This window comes from Bifidobacterium polysaccharolyticum, assembly GCF_016101585.1.
GTDB classification, from domain to species: Bacteria; Actinomycetota; Actinomycetes; order Actinomycetales; family Bifidobacteriaceae; genus Bombiscardovia; species Bombiscardovia polysaccharolytica.
The window spans coordinates 98,170-121,850 of record NZ_JACFQG010000004.1 but is presented as its reverse complement, the minus strand read 5'-3'; the positions used below and the strand labels follow the sequence as shown (position 1 = coordinate 121,850).

At 62.0% G+C, this 23,681-nt stretch carries 18 protein-coding genes; 15 read left to right on the top strand and 3 right to left on the bottom strand.

Annotated elements, in window-relative coordinates:
• Window positions 1-217: 217 nt before the first annotated feature.
• From efp to gmk, 5 genes are all read left to right on the top strand, one after another.
• Window positions 218-781 (top strand): elongation factor P, encoded by a 564-nt coding sequence (gene efp / locus H3T90_RS07395; RefSeq protein WP_045935559.1) that lies wholly within the window; start codon window positions 218-220, stop codon window positions 779-781.
• A gap of 22 nt (window positions 782-803) precedes the next feature.
• Window positions 804-1,508, top strand: a complete 705-nt coding sequence (gene nusB, locus H3T90_RS07390) for a transcription antitermination factor NusB (RefSeq protein WP_198230108.1) — start codon at window positions 804-806, stop codon at window positions 1,506-1,508.
• A 196-nt stretch (window positions 1,509-1,704) separates the two neighbouring features.
• A complete protein-coding gene (gene carA / locus H3T90_RS07385) occupies window positions 1,705-2,934 on the top strand; it encodes a glutamine-hydrolyzing carbamoyl-phosphate synthase small subunit (protein ID WP_198230107.1) in 1,230 nt (409 codons plus the stop codon).
• Entirely contained in the window at window positions 2,927-6,301 is a 3,375-nt protein-coding gene (carB, locus tag H3T90_RS07380; protein ID WP_198230106.1) for a carbamoyl-phosphate synthase large subunit, read from the top strand. The genes carA and carB overlap by 8 nt, the downstream gene beginning before the upstream one ends.
• 97 nt (window positions 6,302-6,398) lie before the next feature.
• Window positions 6,399-7,022 (top strand): guanylate kinase, encoded by a 624-nt coding sequence (gene gmk / locus H3T90_RS07375; protein WP_198230193.1) that lies wholly within the window; start codon window positions 6,399-6,401, stop codon window positions 7,020-7,022.
• An 83-nt stretch (window positions 7,023-7,105) separates the two neighbouring features.
• On the opposite strand, the gene ilvD is transcribed toward gmk, so the two are convergent.
• Window positions 7,106-8,965: a dihydroxy-acid dehydratase gene (gene ilvD / locus H3T90_RS07370; protein WP_198230105.1), complete on the bottom strand. Its 1,860-nt coding sequence runs from the start codon at window positions 8,963-8,965 to the stop codon at window positions 7,106-7,108.
• A gap of 178 nt (window positions 8,966-9,143) precedes the next feature.
• On the opposite strand from ilvD, the gene rpoZ reads away from it, so the two are divergent.
• From rpoZ to H3T90_RS07320, 10 genes are all read left to right on the top strand, one after another.
• Complete coding sequence (gene rpoZ, locus H3T90_RS07365) at window positions 9,144-9,428, top strand: DNA-directed RNA polymerase subunit omega (protein ID WP_015022131.1); 285 nt, start codon at window positions 9,144-9,146, stop codon at window positions 9,426-9,428.
• 62 nt (window positions 9,429-9,490) lie between these two features.
• Window positions 9,491-10,711, top strand: coding sequence for a methionine adenosyltransferase (gene metK / locus H3T90_RS07360; protein ID WP_046323134.1), 1,221 nt, complete (start codon window positions 9,491-9,493; stop codon window positions 10,709-10,711).
• Window positions 10,712-10,803: 92 nt separating this feature from the next.
• The gene (locus H3T90_RS07355; RefSeq protein ID WP_198230104.1) at window positions 10,804-13,107 is read left to right on the top strand and encodes a primosomal protein N' family DNA-binding protein; all 2,304 of its coding nucleotides are present in this window, start codon (window positions 10,804-10,806) and stop codon (window positions 13,105-13,107) included.
• 101 nt (window positions 13,108-13,208) lie between these two features.
• The gene (locus H3T90_RS07350; RefSeq protein ID WP_144177404.1) at window positions 13,209-13,913 is read left to right on the top strand and encodes an HAD family hydrolase; all 705 of its coding nucleotides are present in this window, start codon (window positions 13,209-13,211) and stop codon (window positions 13,911-13,913) included.
• 45 nt (window positions 13,914-13,958) lie between these two features.
• A complete protein-coding gene (fmt, locus tag H3T90_RS07345; RefSeq protein ID WP_198230103.1) occupies window positions 13,959-14,933 on the top strand; it encodes a methionyl-tRNA formyltransferase in 975 nt (324 codons plus the stop codon).
• A gap of 66 nt (window positions 14,934-14,999) precedes the next feature.
• Complete coding sequence (gene arc / locus H3T90_RS07340; RefSeq protein WP_198230102.1) at window positions 15,000-16,562, top strand: proteasome ATPase; 1,563 nt, start codon at window positions 15,000-15,002, stop codon at window positions 16,560-16,562.
• Window positions 16,559-18,067, top strand: coding sequence for a depupylase/deamidase Dop (gene dop / locus H3T90_RS07335; RefSeq protein WP_198230101.1), 1,509 nt, complete (start codon window positions 16,559-16,561; stop codon window positions 18,065-18,067). Before arc ends, dop begins: the two co-directional genes overlap by 4 nt.
• A 90-nt stretch (window positions 18,068-18,157) precedes the next feature.
• Window positions 18,158-18,994 (top strand): inositol monophosphatase family protein, encoded by an 837-nt coding sequence (locus H3T90_RS07330; protein ID WP_045935548.1) that lies wholly within the window; start codon window positions 18,158-18,160, stop codon window positions 18,992-18,994.
• A 24-nt stretch (window positions 18,995-19,018) separates the two neighbouring features.
• Window positions 19,019-19,222, top strand: a complete 204-nt coding sequence (locus tag H3T90_RS07325) for a ubiquitin-like protein Pup (RefSeq protein WP_110425502.1) — start codon at window positions 19,019-19,021, stop codon at window positions 19,220-19,222.
• 3 nt (window positions 19,223-19,225) lie between these two features.
• A complete protein-coding gene (locus tag H3T90_RS07320) occupies window positions 19,226-20,653 on the top strand; it encodes a proteasome accessory factor PafA2 family protein (RefSeq protein WP_198230100.1) in 1,428 nt (475 codons plus the stop codon).
• A gap of 98 nt (window positions 20,654-20,751) precedes the next feature.
• On the opposite strand, the gene H3T90_RS07315 is transcribed toward H3T90_RS07320, so the two are convergent.
• Window positions 20,752-21,039, bottom strand: a complete 288-nt coding sequence (locus H3T90_RS07315; protein WP_015022121.1) for an HU family DNA-binding protein — start codon at window positions 21,037-21,039, stop codon at window positions 20,752-20,754.
• 169 nt (window positions 21,040-21,208) lie between these two features.
• Window positions 21,209-23,680: a lysylphosphatidylglycerol synthase transmembrane domain-containing protein gene (locus H3T90_RS07310; protein ID WP_198230099.1), complete on the bottom strand. Its 2,472-nt coding sequence runs from the start codon at window positions 23,678-23,680 to the stop codon at window positions 21,209-21,211.
• Between the last annotated feature and the right edge of the window lies 1 nt (window position 23,681).

Below are 23,681 nucleotides of genomic sequence, written 5' to 3'. Positions count from 1 at the left end.
ACACAATCCAATGACGGGGCCCGGAATCCTTCCTGTGATTCCGGGCCCCGCCCATTTCCGGCAGGCCTCGCCGCCGGACCAGCCGCGGTGTTCATGCGCCGTGGCATAATAGGCGAGGATTTATCGCGAGCGGGCCGGATCCTGTAAGGCCCGGTGCTTTCGGCAGATGGCCAGGAGCCCTCCGAAGGAACGTTCATCAGAATGAGGTGGTATCAAGGTGGCACAGACTTCCAATGACATCAAGAACGGATCGGTCATCAACCTGGACGGCAAGCTTTGGACCGTCATCAAGTTCCAGCACGTCAAGCCCGGCAAGGGACCGGCCTTTGTGCGCACGACCATCAAGGACGTCCTCACAGGTAAGATTGTGGACCGCACTTTTAACGCGGGTATGAAGATGGACTTCGAGACCGTGGACAACCGGACCATGCAGTACTCCTACCGCGACGGCGACTCCTTCGTCTTCATGGACATGAACACCTACGAGCAGGTCAACATCCCCGAGGCCCTGGTTGGCGATCAGGAGCGCTTCCTGCTTGAGGGCACCGACTGCATCATCAGCTTCCATGACGGCAACCCTCTGTCCGTGGAACTGCCTGCATCCGTGGTGCTGACCGTGACGGCAACCGAGCCCGGCGTGCAGGGCAACCGCTCCAATGCCGGCACCAAGCCCGCTACTGTGGAGACCGGGGCCGAGATTCAGGTGCCCCTCTTCGTGGGCGAGGGCGAGAAGGTCAAGGTGGACACCCGCGACGGCTCCTACCTGGGCCGCGAGAACTGAGTCAGGCAGAAACCACACATCCATGGCACGTTCCACAGCCCGAAAGCGGGCCTTGAATACCCTGTATGAGGCCGATGAGAAGAGCCAGGATTTCCTCTCCCTGCTGGAGGAGCGTAAGGTCCGGCCAGGGGCTCAGACGCCTCTGCCTGCTTATGCGGTGACCATCGTCGAGGGTGTGGCAGAGCACCGTCGAGATATCGATGAGGCTTTGCAAACCCATTCCACCCGATGGCCGCTGAGCCGGATGCATGCCATTGACCGCAACATTCTGCGTATCGCCGCCTGGGAGATGCTCTACAACCCTGAGGTTCCTGACAAGGTGGCCATCGATGAGGCCCTGTCCTTGGCCAAGACACTTTCGGATGCCGATGCTCCCTCCTTCATTCACGGCGTTCTCAGCGCTCTGGAGCAGGAGAAGGATGAGCATCAGGCTCGTCGTGAGCAAGCCGATCGAATCGCTGCCCTGGCTGATGCCGAGGCCGATGCGGACGTTTCAGATGATGAATCCGATAAGGCAAAAGCGGCGGTCGCAGTCTCCGAGCCCATTTCCTCCGAGGATGCCCATGTTGGCAGCGAGTCGGAATCGGCAGCGAGTGGATCCGAAGGAGGGGAATCCGGTCAGGTTCCTGACCATACTGTTGATCAGTCGGCCCCCAGCTTGGACCAGCTGAAACTGACCCTGCCGGAGGAACTGACCTCCGATGTGGATCGTCCTTCAGGCAACTGAGCAATGATTCGGATAAAGGCCGACCGATGTCCGTTAGCTATCAGGGCATCAGGTCGGCCTTTTGCCATGTTCAGACAGGTTGGCCAGCAGTCTATTTTGCAAGATTTGACCAACCATTTTTTGGCTGGGTCTGCCGGCATAATCCATGGGGGTCATTAATATGGGTGCGAATATACGCGGTAATCAAGGGGGTTCGGTGAACCTGAAAGACACCAACACCATCACCTCCGATAGCCGTTTCTCCAATCGTGCCTTGCTCATCCTTGAGGATGGGGAAGTGTATGTGGGGAGAGCCTTCGGAGCGGTGGGCACTACCATAGGTGAAATTGTTTTCTCGACCGGAATGACTGGGTATCAGGAAACCCTGACGGATCCCAGCTATGCTCGGCAGATCGTTGTGCAGACCTTCCCCCACATCGGTAATACCGGTGTCAATGACCAAGACGGGGAGTCAGACAGGTTCTGGGTGGCAGGATATGTAGTCCGGGAACCCAGCCCCAACGTCAGCAACTGGCGGGCCCGAGGCAGTCTCCATGACCAGCTGGTCGATCAGGGCATCGTCGGTATCAGTCACATAGACACCCGCCGGCTCGTGCGACACTTGCGTTCTGCAGGTGTCATGCGGGCCGGTATTTTTTCAGGCCCGGACCCAATGCTCAACGACGGCGGCGGGCCCAGGACCATGCAGGAACTCCTTGACCAGGTCCGTTCGGCCCCCAAGATGAGCGGGTCCCATCTGACCGGCGAGGTCAGCACGCACAGGTCCTATATCGTCGAACCAGTCGGAGACCGTCAGACGAAAGAGCCTGTCTGCACGGTGGCAGCGGTGGATTTGGGAATCAAGTCCATGACCCCTCACAGGCTGGCTGAGCGCGGGTGCAGGGTCCACGTACTCCCCGTCGACACCACCATCGAGCAGATAAAGGCCCTGCGGCCTGACGGGGTTTTCTTCTCCAACGGTCCAGGCGACCCATCGACCGCGGACGAGGAGGTGTCGCTCCTCAGGCAGGTTTTGGATGCCGGACTGCCATTCTTCGGCATCTGCCTGGGCAACCAGCTTCTGGGCCGTGCCCTGGGTTTCGAGACCTACAAGCTGAAATTCGGACATCGTGGCATCAATCAGCCGGTAATGGATCTCAGCACCGGCAAGGTTGAGATCACCGCCCATAATCACGGATTCGCAGTCAAGGCACCCAAGGGGGACCCAGTGCCCTCACCGTATGGTGAAGGCCGATATGGCCGTGTCCGGGTGTCTCATGTCGATCTCAACGACGGCGTGGTCGAGGGTCTGGAGTGTCTGGACATTCCGGCCTTCTCCGTTCAGTACCATCCGGAGGCTGCGGCTGGTCCGCACGATGCCTCCTATCTGTTTGACAGGTTCGTCACTTTGATGCAGGACGCCAGGGAAGGGAAGGCACATGCCTAAGCGGCAGGACATCCATTCAGTCATGGTTATCGGCTCGGGGCCCATCGTCATCGGGCAGGCGGCCGAGTTCGACTATTCGGGGACCCAGGCCTGCCGGGTGCTGCGCGAAGAGGGGATTCGTGTCATCCTGGTCAATTCCAATCCCGCCACCATCATGACGGACCCCGAGATGGCCGATGCCACCTACATTGAGCCCATCGCCCTGCCCTTCCTGGAGCGGATCATCGCCAAGGAGCGGCCTGATGCGCTGCTGCCCACCCTGGGCGGCCAGACCGCTCTGAACGCTGCCGTGGAGCTGGGCAAGGCTGGCGTGCTGGAGCGCTACGGGGTTGAGCTGATCGGCGCTTCGCTGGAGGCCATCGACAGGGGAGAGGACCGCGAGCTCTTCAAGCAGGTGGTGGACCAGGCCGGCGCCGAGTCGGCCAAGTCCCGCATCGCCCACAGCCTGGATGAGGCCGAAGCGGTAGCTGCCGAGCTGGGCTACCCTCTCGTGGTTCGTCCCTCTTTCACCATGGGCGGCCTGGGCTCTGGAATCGCCCATGATCGTGAGGAGCTGAGGCGGATCGCCGGCGCCGGCATCCATTATTCGCCCACCGATGAGATCCTTCTGGAGGAGGGCATCGAGGGGTGGAAGGAGTATGAGCTGGAGCTCATGCGCGATCGCCTGGATAATGTGGTTGTGGTCTGCCCCATCGAGAACGTGGACCCGGTCGGCGTGCACACCGGTGACTCCATCACTGTGGCCCCGGTCTTCACCCTGACCGACCGTGAGTATCAGCGCATGCGTGACATCGGCATCGCCATCATCCGTGGCGTGGGGGTGGATACGGGTGGCTGCAACATCCAATTCGCCGTCAACCCGAAGAACGGCCGGATCATCGTCATAGAAATGAATCCGCGTGTTTCGCGCTCCTCGGCTCTGGCATCCAAGGCCACCGGCTTCCCCATCGCTAAGATCGCGGTCAAGCTGGCCCTTGGGTATACCTTGGATGAGATCGAGAACGACATCACCCGCTCAACGCCTGCCTCCTTCGAACCGACCATCGACTATGTGGTCACCAAGATCCCGCGTTTCACCTTCGAGAAGTTCCCCGGGGCGGACACGACTCTGACCACTTCGATGAAGTCCGTGGGAGAGGCCATGGCACTGGGCGGAAACTTCCGCGAATCCTTGGGCAAGGCCATGCGCTCCATCGACAAACGGCACATGACCTTCTCCTGGGACGGCCCACGGCCCGACCAGGCCGAGACTGACCAGCTGCTGGAGGCCATGCACACCCCCACCGAGCACCGTTACCTGCAGATCCAGCGGGCCTTCTGGGGCGGAGCCACTGTGGAGCAGGTCCACCAGGCTACCAGGATCGATCCCTGGTTCCTGGAGCAGATCAGCATGATCAATGACCTGGCTCTTCAGGTGCGCGAATCCGAGGTCCTGGACGATGACCTGCTGCGCCGGGCCAAGCAATCAGGACTGAGCGACCTGCAGATCGCCCACCTGCGCGGTATGGGCGACCAGGGCGAGGCGGTCGTCAGGGAGCTTCGCTGGGCCTTCGGCCTTCATCCTGTCTACAAGACTGTGGATACCTGCGCAGCCGAGTTCGATGCCGTCACGCCCTACTACTACTCCTGCTACGCCGACGAGTCCGAGCTGCGACCCCGTGAACGCGAAGCGGTCATCATCCTGGGTTCGGGGCCCAACCGGATCGGCCAAGGGGTCGAGTTCGACTACACCTGCGTGCACGCCGTCCAGGAGCTGGGCAAGGACTATGACACCATCATGGTCAACTGCAATCCCGAGACGGTCTCCACTGACTATGACATGTCGGACAGGCTCTATTTCGAGCCGCTGACCTTCGAGGACGTTCTGGAGATCTACCGGGCCGAGAAGGCCATGGGACCTGTCAAGGGCGTCATCGTCCAGCTGGGCGGTCAGACACCCCTGTCTCTGGCGGCCAGGCTCAAGGCAGCCGGGGTGCCCATCCTGGGGACCAGCCCCGAGTCCATCGACCTGGCCGAGAACCGTGAGCTCTTCGGCCAGGTGCTCAGCAAGGAGCATCTGAACGCCCCCCGGTACGGCACCGCTCTTTCCCTGGATGAGGCCAGGGATGCGGCACATGCCATCGGCTATCCGGTTCTGGTCAGGCCCTCTTACGTACTGGGCGGACGAGGCATGGAGATCGTCTATGACGACCAGCAGCTGGGCACCTACGTGGATAGAGCCCTGGAGGAAGCCAAGGCCGATACAGTGGTCTCCGGCCGGCTGCCCTCGCCCCTGTTGATTGACAAGTTCCTTCAGGATGCCATCGAGATCGATGTGGATGCCCTTTATGACGGGCAGGAACTCTACATCGGCGGAATCATGGAGCATGTTGAGGAGGCTGGTGTTCATTCCGGTGATGCAGCCTGCACCCTGCCACCATCGACACTCTCTGACGACCAGATCAACCGGCTGCGGCAGGCCACCCTGTCTATAGCCCAAGGTTGCGGGGTTCAGGGGCTGATCAATGTTCAGTATGCCTTCATGGCCAACACCCTTTATGTGATTGAGGCCAATCCCCGCGCCTCCCGGACGGTTCCTTTCGCTTCCAAAGCCACAGGTACGGCACTGGCCAAGGCTGCGGCGCGAATCATGGTGGGGGAGACTATCGAGCAGCAACGAGCCAATGGCCTGCTCCTGCCTGTCGGCGACGGCGGCATGGTCCGTGTAGGTCAGCCTGTGGCGGTCAAGGAGTCGGTATTGCCCTTCAAGCGCTTCCGCACTCCGGTTGGTCGGACCGTGGACATTCTGCTGGGCCCGGAGATGCGTTCCACCGGAGAGGTCATGGGCTTCGATCGGGACTTCCCCCACGCCTTCGCCAAGAGCCAGCTGGCCGCCTACCAGGGCGGATTGCCCTCCGGCGGGGTCGCCTTCCTGTCGGTCAATGATGCGGACAAGCGTCAGTTGCCCATGCTGGCCGCTCGTCTGCTGGAGCAGGGCTTCAGCATCTGCGCCACCAGTGGCACGGCCTCCGTCCTGCGCCGGTACGGCTTTGACGTGGCTGTTGTCGACAAGATCAGCGACGAGGAGGAGCAAGGTCGGCCCTTCACTGATGCCGATGGGGTCAGGCACATGGGCCGCAATCCGGTCCAGTTAATTGAGGATGGGGCCATCGATATGATCCTCAACACGCCCAGCTCCAGGGGTTCGCGCTCTGACGGCTATCTGATCCGGGTGGCCGCCATAGCCGCCGATCTGCCGCAATTCACCACCATCACCGAATTCTCGGCTGCCTTGATGGCCATTGACGTGGTCAAAAAGGACGACTACGAGGTCATGAGCATCCAGGAACACGCGGCCCGGTTGCTTGAGCTGGAGAAGGCCAGGTAGGTTCTGGCTATATGATTGACCCATGTTCCGGTCCAGATATGCCGGAGGGTGACCTTTAGGAAAGGAAGTGGCCGTGTCAGCGATCAGCGGTGCCGATATGTCGAGTCAGGACCCTTCGGGAGGACGGACCGGGGGGCCAGGGAAGACGGGCGGCCGGCTGATCGTGTTGACAGGGCCCACGGCCGTAGGCAAGGGCACAGTGGAAGCAGCCCTGCGTCATGCCCACCCGGAGGTTTGGGTCTCCGTCTCGGCCACCACCCGGGCGCCGCGTCCGGGCGAGAAGGACGGCATCACCTACTGGTTCATGGACGAGCAGGAGTTTGCCCGCAGGGAAGCCGCCGGAGACTTTCTGGAGACCGCCCTGGTCCATGGCATGTCCCACTATGGCACCCCTCTGCAGCCTGTCCTGGACCATCTGGCGGCAGGGGTGCCCACAATTCTGGAGATTGACCTGCAGGGGGCGCACCGAGTTCGCGAACGTGCCAAGGAGCTGGGCCTGGAAGTCTTCTATGTGTTCCTAGCGCCGCCATCATTCCAGGATCTGGTCACCAGGCTGAACATGCGGGGAACCGAAAATGAGGAGCAGCGGGCCCGAAGGCTGGAGACCGCCAAGGTGGAGTTGGCCTCTGAGGATCAGTTCGACCAGGTCATAGTCAACGACAACGTGGATAAAGCCGCCCAGGCTCTCTGGGCGGTAATCGCCAAGGAATACGATCTCTGAGCATCAGGCCTTTACTTGGCCTTACTCAAGAAGAGTCAAAAATCCCCCAATCGGTAAGAGCCCGATTGGGGGATTTTGATCTATCAGTCCAGACCGGACAACCGGTTGATCAGATCCGGGTCGCGTGTGGCGCCCTTGTCTGCAGAGCGGGCGAAGGCGGCGTAGGCCTTCAGCGCCAGTGAGACCTTGCGATCCCTGTGGGCCACATAGCCTTCGCCGGCCTCAAGTTCTGCGCGGCGCTGCTCAAGTTCCTCATCGCTCAGCTCGACATCTACGCGCCGGTTGGGGATGTCGATGCGGATCATGTCGCCGTTGCGGATCAGGGCGATGGGGCCCTTGTTGGCTGCTTCAGGAGCGATATGGCCAATGGCCAGGCCTGATGAGCCGCCGGAGTAGCGGCCGTCGGTCAGCAGGGCCACGTCCTTGCCGATTCCCTTGCCTTTGACGAATGAGGTCGGATAGAGCATCTCCTGCATGCCCGGGCCGCCCTTGGGTCCTTCGTAACGGATGACCAGGGCCTGACCCTTGTGCAGGGTGCCGTTCAGTATGACCTCAACGGCCTGCTCCTGTGATTCGACCACCAGGGCCGGTCCGCGGAAGTTCCAGATTTCCTTGGGCACGCCTGCGGTCTTGACCACGCAGCCATCGGGGGCCAGGTTGCCGCGCAGTATAGCCAGGCCGCCTTCAGAGACGGCCGGGTGATCCAGGTCGTGAATGGCGCCGTTGACGCGGTCGGTGTCCAGGTCCTCCCACTCCTTGGACTGGTTGAAAGGTTCGGGGGAGGTGATGTGCCCGGGCGCTGCGTGGTAGAGCTCCTTGGCCTGATCCAGGCAGGTAGGACGCATGATGTCCCAGTCGTTCAGCTTGGACTCCAGATCAGGGTAGTCGATGGAATGCGTGTCCTGGTGAAGGACACCGCCACGGTCCAGCTCGCCCAGGATGCCGCAGATGCCGCCGGCGCGGTGAACGTCTGATATCTCCCAGTCTCCGGAGGGAGAGGCCTTGCAGATGCAGGGGACCGTGTGGGAGATACGTTCAATATCGTCCAGGGTGAAGTCCACATCCGCCGACTGCGCGGCAGCCAGGATGTGCAGGACGGTGTTGGTGGATCCGCCCATGGCCACATCCATGGTCATGGCATTTTCGAAGGCTTTCTTGGTAGCGATGGAACGCGGCAGGACCGAGTCGTCGTCATCCTGGTAGTACCGGTTGGCAATTTCGACGACCAGCTTGCCGGCACGCTCGAAGAGCATCTTCCGGGCTGTGTGTGAGGCCAGGGTGGTGCCGTTGCCGGGCAGGGCCAGACCCATGGCTTCGGTCAGGCAGTTCATGGAGTTGGCGGTGAACATGCCGGCGCAGGACCCGCAGGTGGGGCAGACCGTCTTCTCCAAGGCCAGCAGGCCCGCATCGTCAATGCTGTCATCCGCCGAGGCATACATGACGTCAATCAGGTCCGTGCTCTCCTGGACCGTCCCGTCGGGCATGACGGTACGTCCGGCTTCCATGGGGCCACCGGAGACGAAGACTGTAGGAATGTTCAGACGCAGAGCGGCCATGAGCATGCCGGGGGTGATCTTGTCACAGTTGGAAATGCAGATCAGGGCGTCGGCGCAGTGGGCGTTGACCGAGTATTCCACAGCGTCAGCAATCAGGTCACGGCTGGGCAGAGAATAAAGCATGCCGGTATGGCCCATGGCGATGCCGTCGTCCACAGCAATGGTGTTGAACTCGCGGGGGATGCCACCCGCTTCCTTGACGGCCTTGGAGACCAGACGCCCCACCTTGTTCAGGTGAACGTGACCAGGCACGAACTCGGAGAAGGAATTAGCGATGGCCACGATGGGCTTGCCGAAGTCCTCGCCCTTGACGCCAGCGGCACGATAGAGAGCACGGGCGCCCGCGAACTCTCGTTCCTTCATTAATTTGGCTGATCGCATCTGCATAGTTTCATTCAAGTGAACGTGGACGGTGACGGCTCGAACATGACCACATGTTGGAATTTCCGGCGTGTTCACACTGCTTTTCCCGGCAGAGAAGCCTTCAGGGCTAAAATCGAGCCCGGGCGGTAAAATCATACAGATTGAATGAATGGTTCATCCAGTTGAATTGGAGAAACATCTTATGGCATTCGGTACCGAGCCCCATCCGCAGGGATTTGCGAATCCACCCATCGACGACCTCATGAAGCACGCCGATTCGAAGTATGCACTGTCCATTTTCGCGGCCAAGCGGGCCCGTCAGATCAATTCCTATTTTACGCAGCTCAATGAGGGCCTGCTGCAGAACGTTGGTCCCCTGGTCGAATACCAGAACCAGGAGAAGCCTTTGTCCATCGCCTTCCGCGAGATCAACGAGGGCCTGCTTGAGGAGACCCTGGGCGAGGACGATCTGAGCGAAGGCAACTGAGCCTTTCGACTCTTGGTACAGGGTCCTCGGGCGGTGACGGTTTCTAGACAAAGGTGAATGAAATGACAGAGCGACGGCTGATTTCGGCTGAATCAGTGACCGAGGGCCATCCAGACAAGGTCTGCGACCAGATTTCCGATGCCATTCTGGACGATCTGATCGCCCAGGATCCGCACTCGCATGTGGCTGTGGAGACCTCGGCGGCCACCGGCCTCTTCTTCGTTTTCGGAGAGGTATCGTCTCAGGGCTACACGGATATCCAGTCCCAGGTACGGTCCGTGCTGCGTAGGATCGGCTACACCTCTTCCGATATTGGTCTGGATGCGGATTCCTGTGGCGTTACCGTGGCTCTGAGCGAGCAGAGCAAGGAAATCAACCAGGGTGTGGAGCGGTTGTCGGCCAGCCAGGAGAGCGCCGCCACCCGTGAGGAGCGTTACCAGTCCCAGGGGGCCGGCGACCAGGGAGTCATGTTTGGGTACGCATGCGATGAAACCGACACACTCATGCCTCTTCCCATATACCTAGCCCATCAGCTGGCCTTCCGGCTGGCACAGGTGCGCAAGGAGGGGATCATTCCCCACCTGCGCCCTGACGGCAAAACTCAGGTCACCATCGAATATGATGAGGATGACCGTCCTCGTCGGGTGGACACGGTCCTCATCTCCACCCAGCACGATCCTGAGGTTGGGCGTGACTGGCTGCAGGAGCAGTTGATGGAGCACGTCATTACGCCCGTGCTGGATCGCGTCTGCGGCAAGGCCGTCGAGCACCAGGGCTATCGGGTGCTGGTCAATCCGACCGGTTCCTTTATTCTGGGTGGTCCTGCGGCTGACGCAGGACTGACCGGACGTAAGATCATCGTGGACACCTATGGTGGTGCGGCCCATCATGGAGGCGGTGCCTTCTCCGGCAAGGATCCTAGCAAGGTAGACCGGTCCGCGGCCTACGCAGCGCGTTGGGTGGCTAAGAACATCGTGGCCGCTGGACTGGCGCACAAGGTCGAGGTCCAGGTGGCATATGCCATTGGCGTGGCCGATCCGGTCAGCGTCAACGTTGAGACCTACGGCACCGAGCAGGGGGTCACTCGGGAGCAGATCCAGGAGGCCGTGCGCAAGGTCTTCGACCTGCGGCCTGCAGCCATCATCGATGAGCTGGATTTGTTGAGGCCCATTTACGCCAAGACTGCAGCCTACGGGCACTTCGGCCGGGAGGACCCCGACTTCACCTGGGAGCAGGTGGACAAGGTTGGCGAGCTCAAGGCTGCCATCGGCATGACCAGGTAGCAGCTGTTCATCAAGAGCCACGGCGGGTTCCCGGGTCATCAACTGGGGAATCCGCCGTGGCTCTCTTTATCGTGAAAGCGAGAGGATCAGCCATGGATTCGCAAGCCGTCAGTCAGCCCGCCCTGGATGGTCTTGCCCCGCGTCGTCGTACGAGCAGCAGTCGAAAGAGGCCCCCGCGCCGACCAGCCGATGAACTCCCCGTGGCACGGGTGGTGTTGGATGTCCAGGCTACTCATCTGGGCGGGACCTTCGATTATCTGGTGGACGCTGACCAGGCCGATCATGCACAGCCGGGATGTCTGGTTCGCGTTCGATTCGGGGCGCGCAGGGTCAATGGCATCATCTGGGAACGCGTATCAGACAGCCAGGTTCCCCGCGCATCCTTACGCTATCTGGAGAGGGTGGTGTTGGATCGCAGTCTGATCTCACCTTCTTTGCGCGCGGACATCACTGCTATCGCCAGAGCCTATGGGGGTACTGAAGCCAACATTCTGCGTCTGGCCCTGCCCCCTCGCGTCGCCCGGATCGACAAGGAGCAGCAGCTGGTTCCCGGTCAACCCCGGTTGGCATCCGACCCCAGCTGGGTGGCCGGGCTGGCCCAGCGACAGAAGGACCTGAAACAAAGACTTGATCCGGGCTATCAGGGGCTGGAGAAATTGGATCAGTCGCTGGAAGAGGATGCCTTCGCTGCTTTTCTGACTGACATTCTGCCCGGCATGGACCAGGCCGCCCTGTTGGCTGCCAGGGTATTGATTGGCGCACTGCTTGCCGGCCGAGCGGCGGTTATGGTGCTGCCGGGCACCCGTCAGGTGGCTCACCTGTCTGCAGTTCTCCAGCAGCTGGGACTGCGTCCCTTTGGACCTTCTGTCTCAGCAGGTCCGGGCCAACAGAAGGCACGCGGCTGGTCGGGTGATTTCGCCATTCTGGACAGCGGCATGGCTCCCGCCGAACGCTACAGGGCCTATCTTGCTCTGGCTTCCGGTCAGGTCCGCTGCGCCATCGGGCTGCGGGCCGCCATGTACGCCCCGGTGGAGGGCCCTGCCCTCTTCGCTCTTATGGACGATGCCAGCTACCAGTACGCCGATGGGATGATGCCATATGCCAATGCCCGCGGGGTGCTGAGGCTCCGGGCGCGTGCCCACGGCGGTGTCTTCCTGGCCATGGCCCGTGCCAGAAGCGTGCGTTCCCACTGGGAGAGTCTGCCCGAGGCCACCGAGGCGGACTCTGGTGTGACTGGTCCAGGCACCGCCTTGACGCTTGATCGGTCTGCTGTGACGACCCTGCTTCCTTGGATTCGCTGGCTGAATCGGGAGGAACTGAGCCATATGGCCGACCCGACCGTGGGCGCCCGGGTTCCGCATACCGCCGTCGCCGTTATAAACAAAGCCTTGGAGCGTGGACCGGTTCTGCTGTCCATCCCTCAGGACGGCATATTCGAAAGCCTGAGTTGCGCTCGCTGCCATCATCAGGCTCGTTGCCCGCGCTGTACCGGACCCCTGCGGGCACGGCGGCCTGGTGCGCCCCGATGCGCCTGGTGCGGTGCTGCGGCTACGGACTGGTCCTGTCCGGATTGCGGGGGTTCACGGCTTCGGGTGGTCAGGGTAGGCGCCGCTGGGACGGCGCAGGAGCTGCGCATGCTCTTCAGAAATGTGCCAATCGTCATCTCTTCGCCCAGCCAGCCCCGCGGGGTGGTAGAGAGCGTGCGGGATCGTCCCAGTCTGGTCATTGCCACTCCAGGCGCCGAGCCCAGGGTGGTCGGCTCGGGCGGCGATGGCAACAAAGCAGATACAGACGATCCTGATCTGCCCCGGCTGTCACGAGGATACCGGGCCGTAGCCATTCTGGACGCCTGGACCAGCCTGTATGCCCCTGGCATCGATGCGCGCATGGACACCCTGGGAGCCTGGATGCGCGTGGCCTCCTTCTGTCGCTCCCGTGCCCAGGGAGGTCAGGTGCTCCTGCTGGGGGAGTGCGATCCCCAGCTGGCCCAGGCGCTGATGACCTGGCAGGGACCGGTGCTCGCCGCCGCCGATTTGGAGGACCGTCGGCTGACTGCCATGCCCCCTGCGGTCGGCATGGCTGCGATCTGGGGTGAAAGGGAGGCCGTCGTCTGGATGCTTGACGCAGTCGGTATCGCGCCGGGTCAGGAGGCTGTCACAGATGCCGGCACTGAACCTGTTCCTGCCCTGCTTGGGCCTGTGCCCATACCTGCGCCCTCCACGCTGAAAGCCGGCTATCTGGAGGGAACCCAGGACAGGGTCCGAGCCTTGGTTCGGGTACCCACCAGCCGCCGGGACAAGTTGGCTGAGGATCTCAAGCAGGCTCAGGCCAAATACGTGGCCGGTCGCGGGCGAGGAGAGCTGCGCTTCCGGATGGATCCCAAGGATCTGACCTGATTGTCGCTTTAGGCGGATATGTACAGGGTCTATGCGGCGTGGTTTCATGAGGGGGCGCAGGCAGAGGCGCATATGGACGAATTCAAGAAAGGCGGAGAGTCATGAAGGGATGGCCGGGCGAGATCCGGGTTGAGGCAGATGTGATCAAGGCTGAGCAGGAAGCGGCTCAGGCCCAAGGTCAACCCATTGAACAGGTCATCTTTGACTTCGGCAACGTTCTGATTCGTTGGCAGCCCGAGATGGCCATGGTGGCCCGATACGGGCACAAGAGTATCGAGGCCATGCTGGATGACAGCCGTTCCGGCTTCTACCGGGCCAACAACATGATGGACGGCGGAGCCACCTGCGCCCAGGCCCTTGACTGGGTAGCCGCCAACTGCGGAGCCCCTTGGGATGACATGTTCGCCTACTATTGTGACCACTTTGTCGATTCGCTGACCGGCCCTGTGCCCGGGGCCCGCATGCTGGTCGAGGATCTGAAGGCGGCAGGCCTGGGCGTCTGGGGGTTGACCAACTGGAGCGCCGAGCTCTTCCACCATGCCTGGGACGGCGACTCCTTTCTGCATGGGCTGGATGGGGTGGTGGTCTCCGGGCCCATCCACATGCTCAAGCCCGACCCGGCCATCTACCGGTATGCCCTGGATCAGTTCGGAATCCAAGCTGACAGGGCCCTCTTCGTGGATGACAAGGGTATGAATGTAGTCGGTGCAAACAAGGCCGGCATCCGCAGCCTAAGATTCAGTGACCCCTACGGGCTGCGCACCGCCCTGATCGAGGCAGGAGTGAACATTCCTCAGGTGCAGTGAAAGTGTAGTGGTCCAAAGCCGTCAGACGAAAAGGAGATTGCCGATATGGTCATGACATTGCTGTTTGCGGGCACGCCCCAGGTCGCCTTGCCATCTCTGAGATTGCTGGCGGCCGACCAGGAGCATTTCCGGGTTGCTGCCGTGCTTACCAGACCCGACGCTCCCCAGGGGCGTGGAAGGCATCTGCATCCCAGTCCGGTCAAGGCTGAAGCCCTGAAGCTGGGGATCCCCGTTCTCGAGAACAACCCATCCGATCCGGATTTTCCGGCGCGGTTGCAGGAAACGGGTGCCAGCTGTGCGGCCGTCGTGGCTTACGGACGGATCCTGCGTCAGCCGGTCCTGGATGCCTTTGAAGGTGGTTGGTATAACCTGCACTTTTCCCTGCTGCCGCAGTGGCGGGGGGCAGCGCCGGTCCAGCGGGCCATTTGGGCCGGGGATACCATCACTGGGGCCACGGTCTTCAGGCTGACGGCCGGCATGGATGAAGGGCCTATCCTGGCTCAGTCCACGGTTGAGATTGGGCCGCACGAGACCTCGGGCGAGCTGCTGGATCGGCTGGCCGAGGATGGATCCCACCTGCTGGCTGCCAGCCTGGAGGCCCTTGCTGAAGGTCGGATTCAACCCAAGGAGCAGACGCAGGGCGCCTATCAGGTGGCCGCCAAAATCACCCACCAGGATGCTCGCATGCGCTTCGACGTGCCCGTCTTTGCCCTGGATCGGCAGGTTCGAGCATGCAGCCCAGAACCAGGAGCTTGGTGTCTGTATCGGCAAGGCGATGACCCGCAGGACAAGCAGATAGGGCTGACCGTGCTCAGGGCGGCACCGGCCCGAGGGGACGAGCCCGGTTTTCCTGAGCATCTGGAGCCTGGGCGGCTTGCCATGGACCGTCGCCACCTCTGGGTGGGCACCAAGACCCTGCCTCTGGAGTTGCAGATGGTTAAGGCTGCCGGCAAGCGTGCCATGAAGGCTATGGACTGGGCCCGTGGAGCTCGTTTGGAAGAGGGAGCCCGCTGCAGCTGAGCCCTCCCGCCAGGCTGGCTGTCCAGGCCGAGCGGGAATTCCAGGGACGGACGAAGGAGAGAAGCCATGCAGTCCGATGATGTTGACCAGGCCGACGATGCAAATGACCAGGATCAGGCTGGCGATCGGCGCAACCGTGCCCTGGCTGCGGCGCTTACCAGGGCTGCCAAGGAGCTGGCCAAGGCCAAGAGCCAGTTGGCCCAGCTGGGTCAACCGCCCTTGACGGTTGCCCTGGCCTTGGGAGTTGATTCTGTCGCCTATGACAGCCAGGGGGTACAACAGGCCCGCCTGCTGATTCTGAACGGTTCCAGGCGGATGGTGGTGCCCCTGGCGCCTGATATCCGCGCCGAGCGGATCAGGGCTGGCCAGGAGGTTCTTCTCAACGCCGATATGGTAGTGGTGCGTGTGGGCGATCAGCCGGTGACTGGGCAGGTCCGCACGCTGCGTGAGACCTTGGAATCCGGTGCCTTGTTGGTGGAAGACCCCTCCGGGCAGATCCGTGTCGCAGCACGTGCAGGATCTCTGCAGGACCAGCCTATCGAGGCGGGCAGTGCCTTGCTCATGGACGAAAGCTGTTCAATGGCCCTGGCTGTTCTGCCTGAGTCGGACCAATCCGACATGCTGCTGGAGGAGACTCCTGACGTGGACTTCTCTGATATTGGCGGCTTGGACAGGCAGATTGAGCGTATCCGTGATGCTGTCCAGTTGCCCTTCCAGCATGCCGATCTGATGCGTCGTTACGGGCTTCAGGCCCCCAAGGGTGTTCTGCTCTATGGGCCGCCCGGCAATGGCAAGACCCTGATTGCCAAGGCCCTGGCCCGCGCCCTGGCTCAGGAGAGCGATGGCCACGGGGTCTTTCTGTCGGTCAAGGGCCCCGAGGTGCTCAACAAGTTCGTGGGCGAGTCCGAACGGCTGATCCGCCGTCTCTTCGCCCGGGCCCGCAGCCTGGCAGGCGAGGGTGGACCAGTGGTGGTCTTCATCGACGAGATGGATGCTCTGTTACGCACTCGGGGGTCAGGCATTTCATCGGATGTGGAGACCACCATCGTCCCCCAGTTCCTGACCGAGCTGGACGGTGTCGAGTCCTTGGACCAGGTCATGGTCATCGGCGCCTCCAACCGCATCGACATGATCGACCCGGCGGTTCTGCGCCCGGGACGGCTGGATGTCAAGATCCGCATCGATCGGCCCGACAGAACCAGGTCAGCCGCCATCCTGGGCAAGTATCTGGGCTCAGACATGCCCATGGAGGATGATGCCGGGCCGGAGGAGCTGATCCAGGTGCTGGTCGACGGGCTCTTCGCCCGGGATGATGACCATCTGCTGGGCAATATCATGGATGTCACGGGCCGATGGCAGCCCCTCTATCTGGAGTCCGTGGTCTCCGGCGCCATGCTGCATAACCTGATTGACCGGGTCAAGACCATGGCGGTCAAGGCCTCCATCGAACAGGGTCGACAGGTGGGTCTCGACCGTGGGCTCTGCTTGAGGGCGGTCCATGGGCAGTATGAGGACACTATGGAAGAGCTTCGCGGCCAGGACCCGGACCGTTGGGCCGATCTGGCCGGACTGCGCCCAGGGCAGGTCCAAGAGGTTCGTCCCGTCGATGGGCCAGGGGAGCGGTCATGAGTGCCGGGCGGGTTATGGGTACCGAGACGGAGTACGCCATTGCCGACCCCCAGGATCCTGGCGCTGATCCACGTGCTCTGGCCCTGCGTCTGGTAAGGGCCGCCGCCCATCCGGACCTGGCCCACATTCGCTGGGACTACGGGGGTGAGGATCCGGTCAATGATGCCAGGGGAGGTCGGTTGCCGCGTTCCGCTGCCGCTCCGAGCATGCTCACGGATGCGCCCGGTGCACGGCTGATCGATGTGGCAGCCCCCAATGGCGCTCGCATTTACGTGGATCATGCCCATCCCGAGTATGCTTCGGCCGAAACGGTGAATGCTTTCGATGCGCTGGTCCAGGACCGTGCGGGTGATCGGATGATGGCCCAGGCAGCAGAAAGGGCAGGGGGCCTGGCGCTCTACAAGAACAACGTGGACGGCAAGGGTGCTGCCTGGGGATCCCATGAGAACTATTTGATGGACAGGGCGGTGCCCTTTGCCAGAGTAGCGGCCCTAATGACCATTCATTTCGTCACCCGGCAGATTTATACCGGTTCGGGCAGAGTGGGCCTGGGACCCAGGAGCCAGGAGGCCGGCTTCCAGCTCAGTCAGCGCGCCGACTATCTGACCAGCCGCATTGGACTGCAGACCACCTTCGGGCGGCCAATCATCAATACCAGGGACGAGTCGCATGCAGGGCCGGACAGTCGCCGTCTCCATGTGATTGTGGGCGATGCCAACCGGTTGGATGTCCCCCTGGTTCTCAAGCTGGGGACAACCGATCTGCTGCTGGGACTCTTGGAAACCGAGGGCGATTCGACCCGTCAAATCGATGAGCTGTTGGATCGCTGGACCCTGGATGATCCGGTGTCTGCACTGCACACGGTTTCCCGTGATGTCACTTTGGCCAAGCCGCTTGCTCTGGCAAACGGAGGACGCGCCGATGCGCTGGCCATCCAAAGGGCACTCCTGGATGCGGCCCGCCAGGCCAGACGGGATGCCGACCAGCCAGGTTGTGCCGACGACCGGGTTTTGAACCTTTGGGACCAGGTGCTCAAGGATCTGGCTGTGGTGTGTTCGGGCGACGACGAGGCCCGTCTTGCTATGACCGATCAGGCGGGAAGATTGGAATGGTTGCTCAAATGGCAGCTTTTGGAGCGCCTGCGCCGTCGCCGGGCCATACCGGACTGGTCGGATCCCCGTCTGGCGGCCCTGGATTTGGCCTGGGCACGGGTGGATCCCGGCCGTGATCTGCCCTGGCGACTCAGAGGATCCATCCTGCGACTGGCAGATCCCGGCCAGATCACCAAGGCCATGGACCAGGGGCCGGAGCAGACCCGGGCCTGGTGCCGTTCCCAGTTGCTCCACCGCTGCCCTGATGTGGTCAGGGGCATCTCCTGGAGTCGTGTCATTCTTGAGGAGCAGGGACCGGAGGGAGAGCCTAGGACCAGGGTTGTGGATCTATCCGATCCTCTGAGCCACACACGGTCTTCCTGCCGGGACGACCGCGACATATACTGCTCGTAGCGCAGACAATAGTCCGATATCCGACCGGACGACCACCGGTGGACCACGGTCGGCAATGCCTCGACCACCCGTTTGAAAGAGAAGAGAAGTATGGAATTGCGCGATTTGGCCATGCAGGCCGCCACCATTGCCGTGGAGGCCGGTCGTCATGCCCTTCAGGACCAGATCAACCCCCACGATCCCCGCTCCACCTCGGCCATCGGCCAGGGCACCCAGTTCTCGCCAGGCATCGATACGCGCCTGATTCGCTACTGCCGAACCAAGATCGCCGCCCTGGACCCCATGGACGGCTTCTGGGAGGAGGAGGCCGGCAATCGCCGTCCGGGCGGCCGCTACTGGTGCCTGGGCCACATCGACGGTCCGGTCAACTATGTGCGCAACATGGCCGAATGGACGCTTACCATCTCCCTGTTCGCCGTGGACGAGAAGGGCCATGCTTCACCGGTTCTGGGCATCGTGCATGCGCCGGTACTGGGCCTGACCTATCTGGCGGCCAAGGGCCAGGGCGCCATTAGGATCCGGCGGACCATTGTGGGTGACAAACGGGAGAAAATCATCCCTTCCACTATGACCACCCTGACCGGATCAGTAATCAGCTTCGGTATGTCATACTTCCCCAACGAGTCTGAAAAGGTCCTGCAGATTGTCTCGCGCATGGCCGGCAAGCCTGCCGACATCAAGCGCGTCGGTCCGGTCTCGCTGGACCTGTGCCGGGTGGCGGACGGCAGCTACGATGCTTATTTTGAGCCGGCCCTGCACTCCTGGGACATCCCTGCTGTCTCTGCGGCGGCTGTTGTGGTCCGAGAGGCCAAGGGTACCCTCTGGCGCTGGGACGGCGGGCATGTGCGCTGGGAGGGCAGCAACGACGTGGTAGCCACCAACGGGCTCATCGCGGAGGATTTGAATACGTATCTGAGCGGGCGCTGATTCGCGCAGGGAAGGAGAGCAACCATGGCTGAGGCATCCCAACAAGGACGGCGCATCGCAGCCGGTCAGCAGCAGGAACAGGAAGAGAATCTGCCGCAGACTGCTGCACATGAACAGGACCAGGCAGCTGAGTCCGACCTGGATGCCGTCCTGGATGACATCGAGACCACTCTGGAGACCAACGCCAAGGAGTATGTGGAGGGCTTCGTCCAGAAGGGCGGCCAGTGATCCATGGCGGACGGGCAGGGGACTGACTCGGACTTTCGCAGGATATTCGGCATCGAGACCGAGTATGGACTGAGCCTGACCGGCGCTGGTGGCCCATATGCCGCCGGCAGGGTGGCCATGGCCATGTTCCGCCCTCTGATTGAGAAGCACGGGTCAACCAACATCTATCTGCCCAATGGTGCCCGACTCTATCTGGACGTGGGATCCCACCCGGAGTATGCCACGGCAGAGGCCCGTGATCCACTGACAGCCCTGACTCAGGTGCTGGCCGGGGAACGAATCATGACCGACCTTGCGGAGCATGCCGCGAGGTACCTGTCGGAGAACCTGGGCAGGCCTGTAGAGGTTCATGTATTTGGCAACAATGTGGATGCCCAGGGCCATGCCTTTGGTTGCCATGAGAATTACCTGCTGGACCGGAGGGTCCCCTTGGACATGATTGGAGCCTGCCTGGTTCCCTTTCTTGTCACACGGCAGCTGATCACCGGGGCGGGTCGTCTGAGCCCCGATGGGTTCCAGCTCAGCCAGCGGGCCGACTTTCTTGACGAAGCGGTCTCCTCGGCCACCACCCGTGCCCGTCCCATGGTCAACACCCGCGACGAGCCTTTGGCCGATCCCGAACGATGGCGGCGTCTACATGTGATCGTCGGGGATACCAACCGGTCGCCGCTGGCTACCTGGTTCAAGATGGCCAGCACTCACCTGGTCCTCAACCTGGTTGAGCAAGCCTGCCGTCAAGGCCGCAGGCCAGACCTGGCCGACTGGGCCCTGGCCGATCCTGGCGCAGCCGTCCGAGCCGTCAGCCGGGATCGGACCGGCCGGGTCAACCTGGAGCTGGAGGCTTCGACGAAGACCGCCGGCATCAGTGCTCTGGGTCTGCAAGAGGCCTATTGGTCAGCCTGCAAGGCCTTGGTGGACCAACAGGAGGATATAGGCATCGACCGGTCCCAGGCTCTGCATGCCCTGCAACTTTGGAGGATTGCCTTGGATGCGTTGGACGCGGGGCGTTGGCAGGACCTGGCCGACTGGGTGGACTGGGCCGCCAAACTGCGGCTGCTCCAGGGGCTGAGTCGACGTGGCGCCGGGCGCGATCTGGCCCAGGCTTTGGACTTGGACTATCACGATTTGAGCGCGGGAAGATCCTACCCTGGCCTGGTCGGGCATGGGCTCATGCGCTCACCGGTCGACGACTCCGAGGTAGAGCGCGCCATGGATCAACCTCCAGAGGATACCCGGGCCCGTCTGCGTGGCGACTTCGTCCGCGCCGCAGACCGGGGGACACGCACATGGTCATGCGACTGGAGCCACCTGGTCCTGGGTGGTTCTCGCCGAGTCGAGGTGGACCTGCCCGACCCCTTCGACCATCTGGGCCCGTCCCGATACCGCTCCCTGATGGATTTCCTGAAGAGTGCCTCAGAACCGCGTGCCTAAGGTTTTGTCTGCAGTGAGAGGCTTCGTCAGGCCTGATATAACAAGAAGGGCCCCGGTATCCGTGGATGGATACCAAGGCCCTTGCAGAAAGGCTGATTTCACTTCTTGTTGGTGACGGCCTTCTTCAGCAGCGAGCCGGCAGAGATACGCACGCCATAGCTGGCCGGAATCTTGATGGTCTCACCGGTGCGGGGGTTGCGGCCGGTGCGGGCGGCGCGCTTGACACGCTCAGCCGAGAACAGACCGGTCAGCTTCAGACCCTCGCCGGACTTCATGGCCTCGACGAAGACATCCTGGAAGGCGTTGACAGCAGCTTCTGCCTGAGCCTTGGTCAGGTTGGACTTCTGCGCAATCTTCGAAACGAGATCAGACTTGTTGTATGCCATAGAACATCCTTCTTTCGGGGGCCTCCCATTGCTTGATTTGGGGAAAGCCCAACGGTCAATGACTGATATTACCGCAGATTAGGCCCAAACACCGCATTTTCCGGGGGTTTCCGACATTTCATCAAGCGATTTTTGAGGTCCGAGAGATTAGGGCTGTCCGAAGGGCTCTTCAGATGCGATTATGGCTGCTCAGCCAGCGCATGGCCAGGGCTCCAAGGGGGATGCGCAGCCAGTAGGTGACCACTCGGAAGACCAGAGTGGCCGAGATGGCCACGCCCGAGGGAACGCCGGCCAGACGGAAGGCCGAGAACAGCACCGCCTCTATGGCTCCCAGGCCACCAGGGGTGGGGACAGCCGAGCCTAGCGTGTTGGCCAGGAGGAAGACGAAGGTGGTCTCGAAAACGTTGGTCCTGCAACCGAAGGCCATCAGGGCGGCCCAGAAACTCATGCCCAGGGCGGCTGACTGCAGCACGGCCCCAAGCACGGCCACCACAAGCTGCCTGGGCTGAGTCAGAATCTCTACAAGGTGGCGGGCATAGGAGGCCACGATGGGCATCAGCCGCTCCATGACCAGCCGCCTCGTGTAAGGCACGGCCATGATCAGGGCCGCGATGATGGCTACCGTTCCGATGACGATGACCAGGGTGTTGGTGGGGATCATACCGGATAGGGTGTTGCGGCCGGTAAAGAGGCCGATGACGATCAGCAGGCAGAAAGTCGTTGCGAACTGGACGGCCACCACAGCGCTCATGATGGCTGTGGCCATGGTGTTGTCATAACCGTCCCGCCGCAGGAACTGCAAATTGACGAAGGCCGGTCCTACCCCGGCGGGCATGGAGACCGAGGTGAACGAGGAGGCGACCTGGGACAGGAAGATGCCTCTGAAGTCGCGCTTGGCAGGGTCGATGAAGACTCCCAGAGTGATGGCACAGCCCACCCAGGACAGCGACCCCAGCAGGAAGGACAGCCCGGCCATCCAAGGGTTGGCGTTGCGGACGGCACTGATGACCTGGGGCAGGTTGAACTGGGTGACGATGACCGCCACCGCTACTACCAACAGGGCCAGGGCTACGAAGCTGCGCAGGCTGAAACGCGAGAGGGTCACCTGACCGGTCTCCGCCACCGACTCAGGAGGAGCCAGGGCCTGCAACTGTTTGCGCAGGTCAGTCAGAATCTGTCGATCCCAGCCGGGCAGGGCCTGGGTCTGTGAGGGAATGGCCACCATCTGACAGAAGGGCGACAGGCTCACCAGGGTCTTGACCCCCCAGGAAGCACGGGCCGCCTCGATGGCTTGATCTACGCCGATCAGCGTGGCAATCAAGGTCAGAAGCTGGATCCGGTCCAGGGCGATGTTGGCCTGTGAGCTGGCGCTGTCGCCGTTCTCCCAGCCGGCGATGACCATGGAGCCTGACTGGTCCATGGCCAAAGTCTCGGGCCGTATGCGGCGGTGTGTAAAGCCGCGCTCGTTGGCCCGGCGAAGGTAGTCCATCAGCTGCTCGGCCCCGTCTGTGTCCAAGCTCCCGGGTTCCAAGGGCCGAAGGTGGACATCATCCTCCAGGACCAGGATTGAGGATTCCGCGCTCTCAGCCAGGCCATAGGGATGCAGTGTCGTCAGACCCAGGTCCCGCAATTCAACCAGCATAGACATGTGGTGTTGCATGGAGTTTCTGACCGACCGGTCCCGGCGCATAGAGACTCCGGACAGCTTGATCCACTGCCAAAGCTGCATTAGATAACCCATGGTGTGCAGCTGGCCGTCCATGACCGACACCGTGTAGTTGCGGCCATCCCTGTCTTGGGCCCTGTAGATGCGGGAGGCTTCGATAAGGTCGTCGTCGAGGGCGGGCAAGGGCTGGCCATCAGAGTCCAGACTGGGATCCTGACGTTCCAGGCTGGCGGCGTGGATGCCGATGGAGGCTATGGCCTGTACCACTCCCTGCCCCCAGGCGCCCTTGTTCTGCGTGCCCGCCAGGTATCGGATGACCATGCCCATGATCCGTCCCAGAACCAGCGAGACCAGGACTCCGCTGGCCGAATTGGAGGATATGGCGACCATGATGACGGCCACGACGTATAGAGCGTTCCATCCCCATTTGACCGAGCTGCGCAGGCGACGGGGTCCTGCTGCACTCAGGAAGGCTGCCAGACCGGCATAGAAGTCAGGCAGCAGAACGGGCGATCCTATGGCGTTCTGGGAACTGAATGAGGCAATCAGGGCCGGGTTGCCCGCTTTCAGGATCAGGTTAGAGGTCAGCATAACCAGCCCGAACCCTAGGAACATGGCCAGGGGGGCAGTGATGGCCTGGACCCACTCCCTGTTGACCAGCAGGTGGACAAGCACGGCCAGGACCACGGTCACAGTTACTGCCTGCTGCAGGAAGGCAGTGGGTACGTCCATGAGCCAGTCCATGGCATTGCCGGCCTGGCGCATGTCCGACTCGACCCCGGCCGCTATACCTTTCAAGTAGACAGCTGCCAGGGTGATCAGAATCCCCAGGATCAGAGCCGCCAGAGCTCGAAGCAGGTCCTCGGCGTCATGGACCCGTTGGGGCGGGGTATCCCGGATGACGACCTGATCTGCCTGAACAGGGTCAGTGGGATCGGTGTCCTCGGGAGTGATGGTCGACTGGGACGGGGTCATG

Excerpts from the sequence above, each read along its gene's own strand:
- nusB (WP_198230108.1), top strand. The coding sequence starts at position 804 with ATGGCACGTTCCACAGCCCGAAAGCGGGCCTTGAATACCCTGTATGAG.
- carB (WP_198230106.1), top strand. The coding sequence starts at position 2,927 with ATGCCTAAGCGGCAGGACATCCATTCAGTCATGGTTATCGGCTCGGGG.
- gmk (WP_198230193.1), top strand. The coding sequence starts at position 6,399 with ATGTCGAGTCAGGACCCTTCGGGAGGACGGACCGGGGGGCCAGGGAAG.
- ilvD (WP_198230105.1), bottom strand. The coding sequence starts at position 8,965 with ATGCAGATGCGATCAGCCAAATTAATGAAGGAACGAGAGTTCGCGGGC.
- rpoZ (WP_015022131.1), top strand. The coding sequence starts at position 9,144 with ATGGCATTCGGTACCGAGCCCCATCCGCAGGGATTTGCGAATCCACCC.
- metK (WP_046323134.1), top strand. The coding sequence starts at position 9,491 with ATGACAGAGCGACGGCTGATTTCGGCTGAATCAGTGACCGAGGGCCAT.
- H3T90_RS07355 (WP_198230104.1), top strand. The coding sequence starts at position 10,804 with ATGGATTCGCAAGCCGTCAGTCAGCCCGCCCTGGATGGTCTTGCCCCG.
- H3T90_RS07350 (WP_144177404.1), top strand. The coding sequence starts at position 13,209 with ATGAAGGGATGGCCGGGCGAGATCCGGGTTGAGGCAGATGTGATCAAG.
- fmt (WP_198230103.1), top strand. The coding sequence starts at position 13,959 with ATGGTCATGACATTGCTGTTTGCGGGCACGCCCCAGGTCGCCTTGCCA.
- arc (WP_198230102.1), top strand. The coding sequence starts at position 15,000 with ATGCAGTCCGATGATGTTGACCAGGCCGACGATGCAAATGACCAGGAT.
- dop (WP_198230101.1), top strand. The coding sequence starts at position 16,559 with ATGAGTGCCGGGCGGGTTATGGGTACCGAGACGGAGTACGCCATTGCC.
- H3T90_RS07330 (WP_045935548.1), top strand. The coding sequence starts at position 18,158 with ATGGAATTGCGCGATTTGGCCATGCAGGCCGCCACCATTGCCGTGGAG.
- H3T90_RS07325 (WP_110425502.1), top strand. The coding sequence starts at position 19,019 with ATGGCTGAGGCATCCCAACAAGGACGGCGCATCGCAGCCGGTCAGCAG.
- H3T90_RS07320 (WP_198230100.1), top strand. The coding sequence starts at position 19,226 with ATGGCGGACGGGCAGGGGACTGACTCGGACTTTCGCAGGATATTCGGC.
- H3T90_RS07315 (WP_015022121.1), bottom strand. The coding sequence starts at position 21,039 with ATGGCATACAACAAGTCTGATCTCGTTTCGAAGATTGCGCAGAAGTCC.
- H3T90_RS07310 (WP_198230099.1), bottom strand. The coding sequence starts at position 23,680 with ATGACCCCGTCCCAGTCGACCATCACTCCCGAGGACACCGATCCCACT.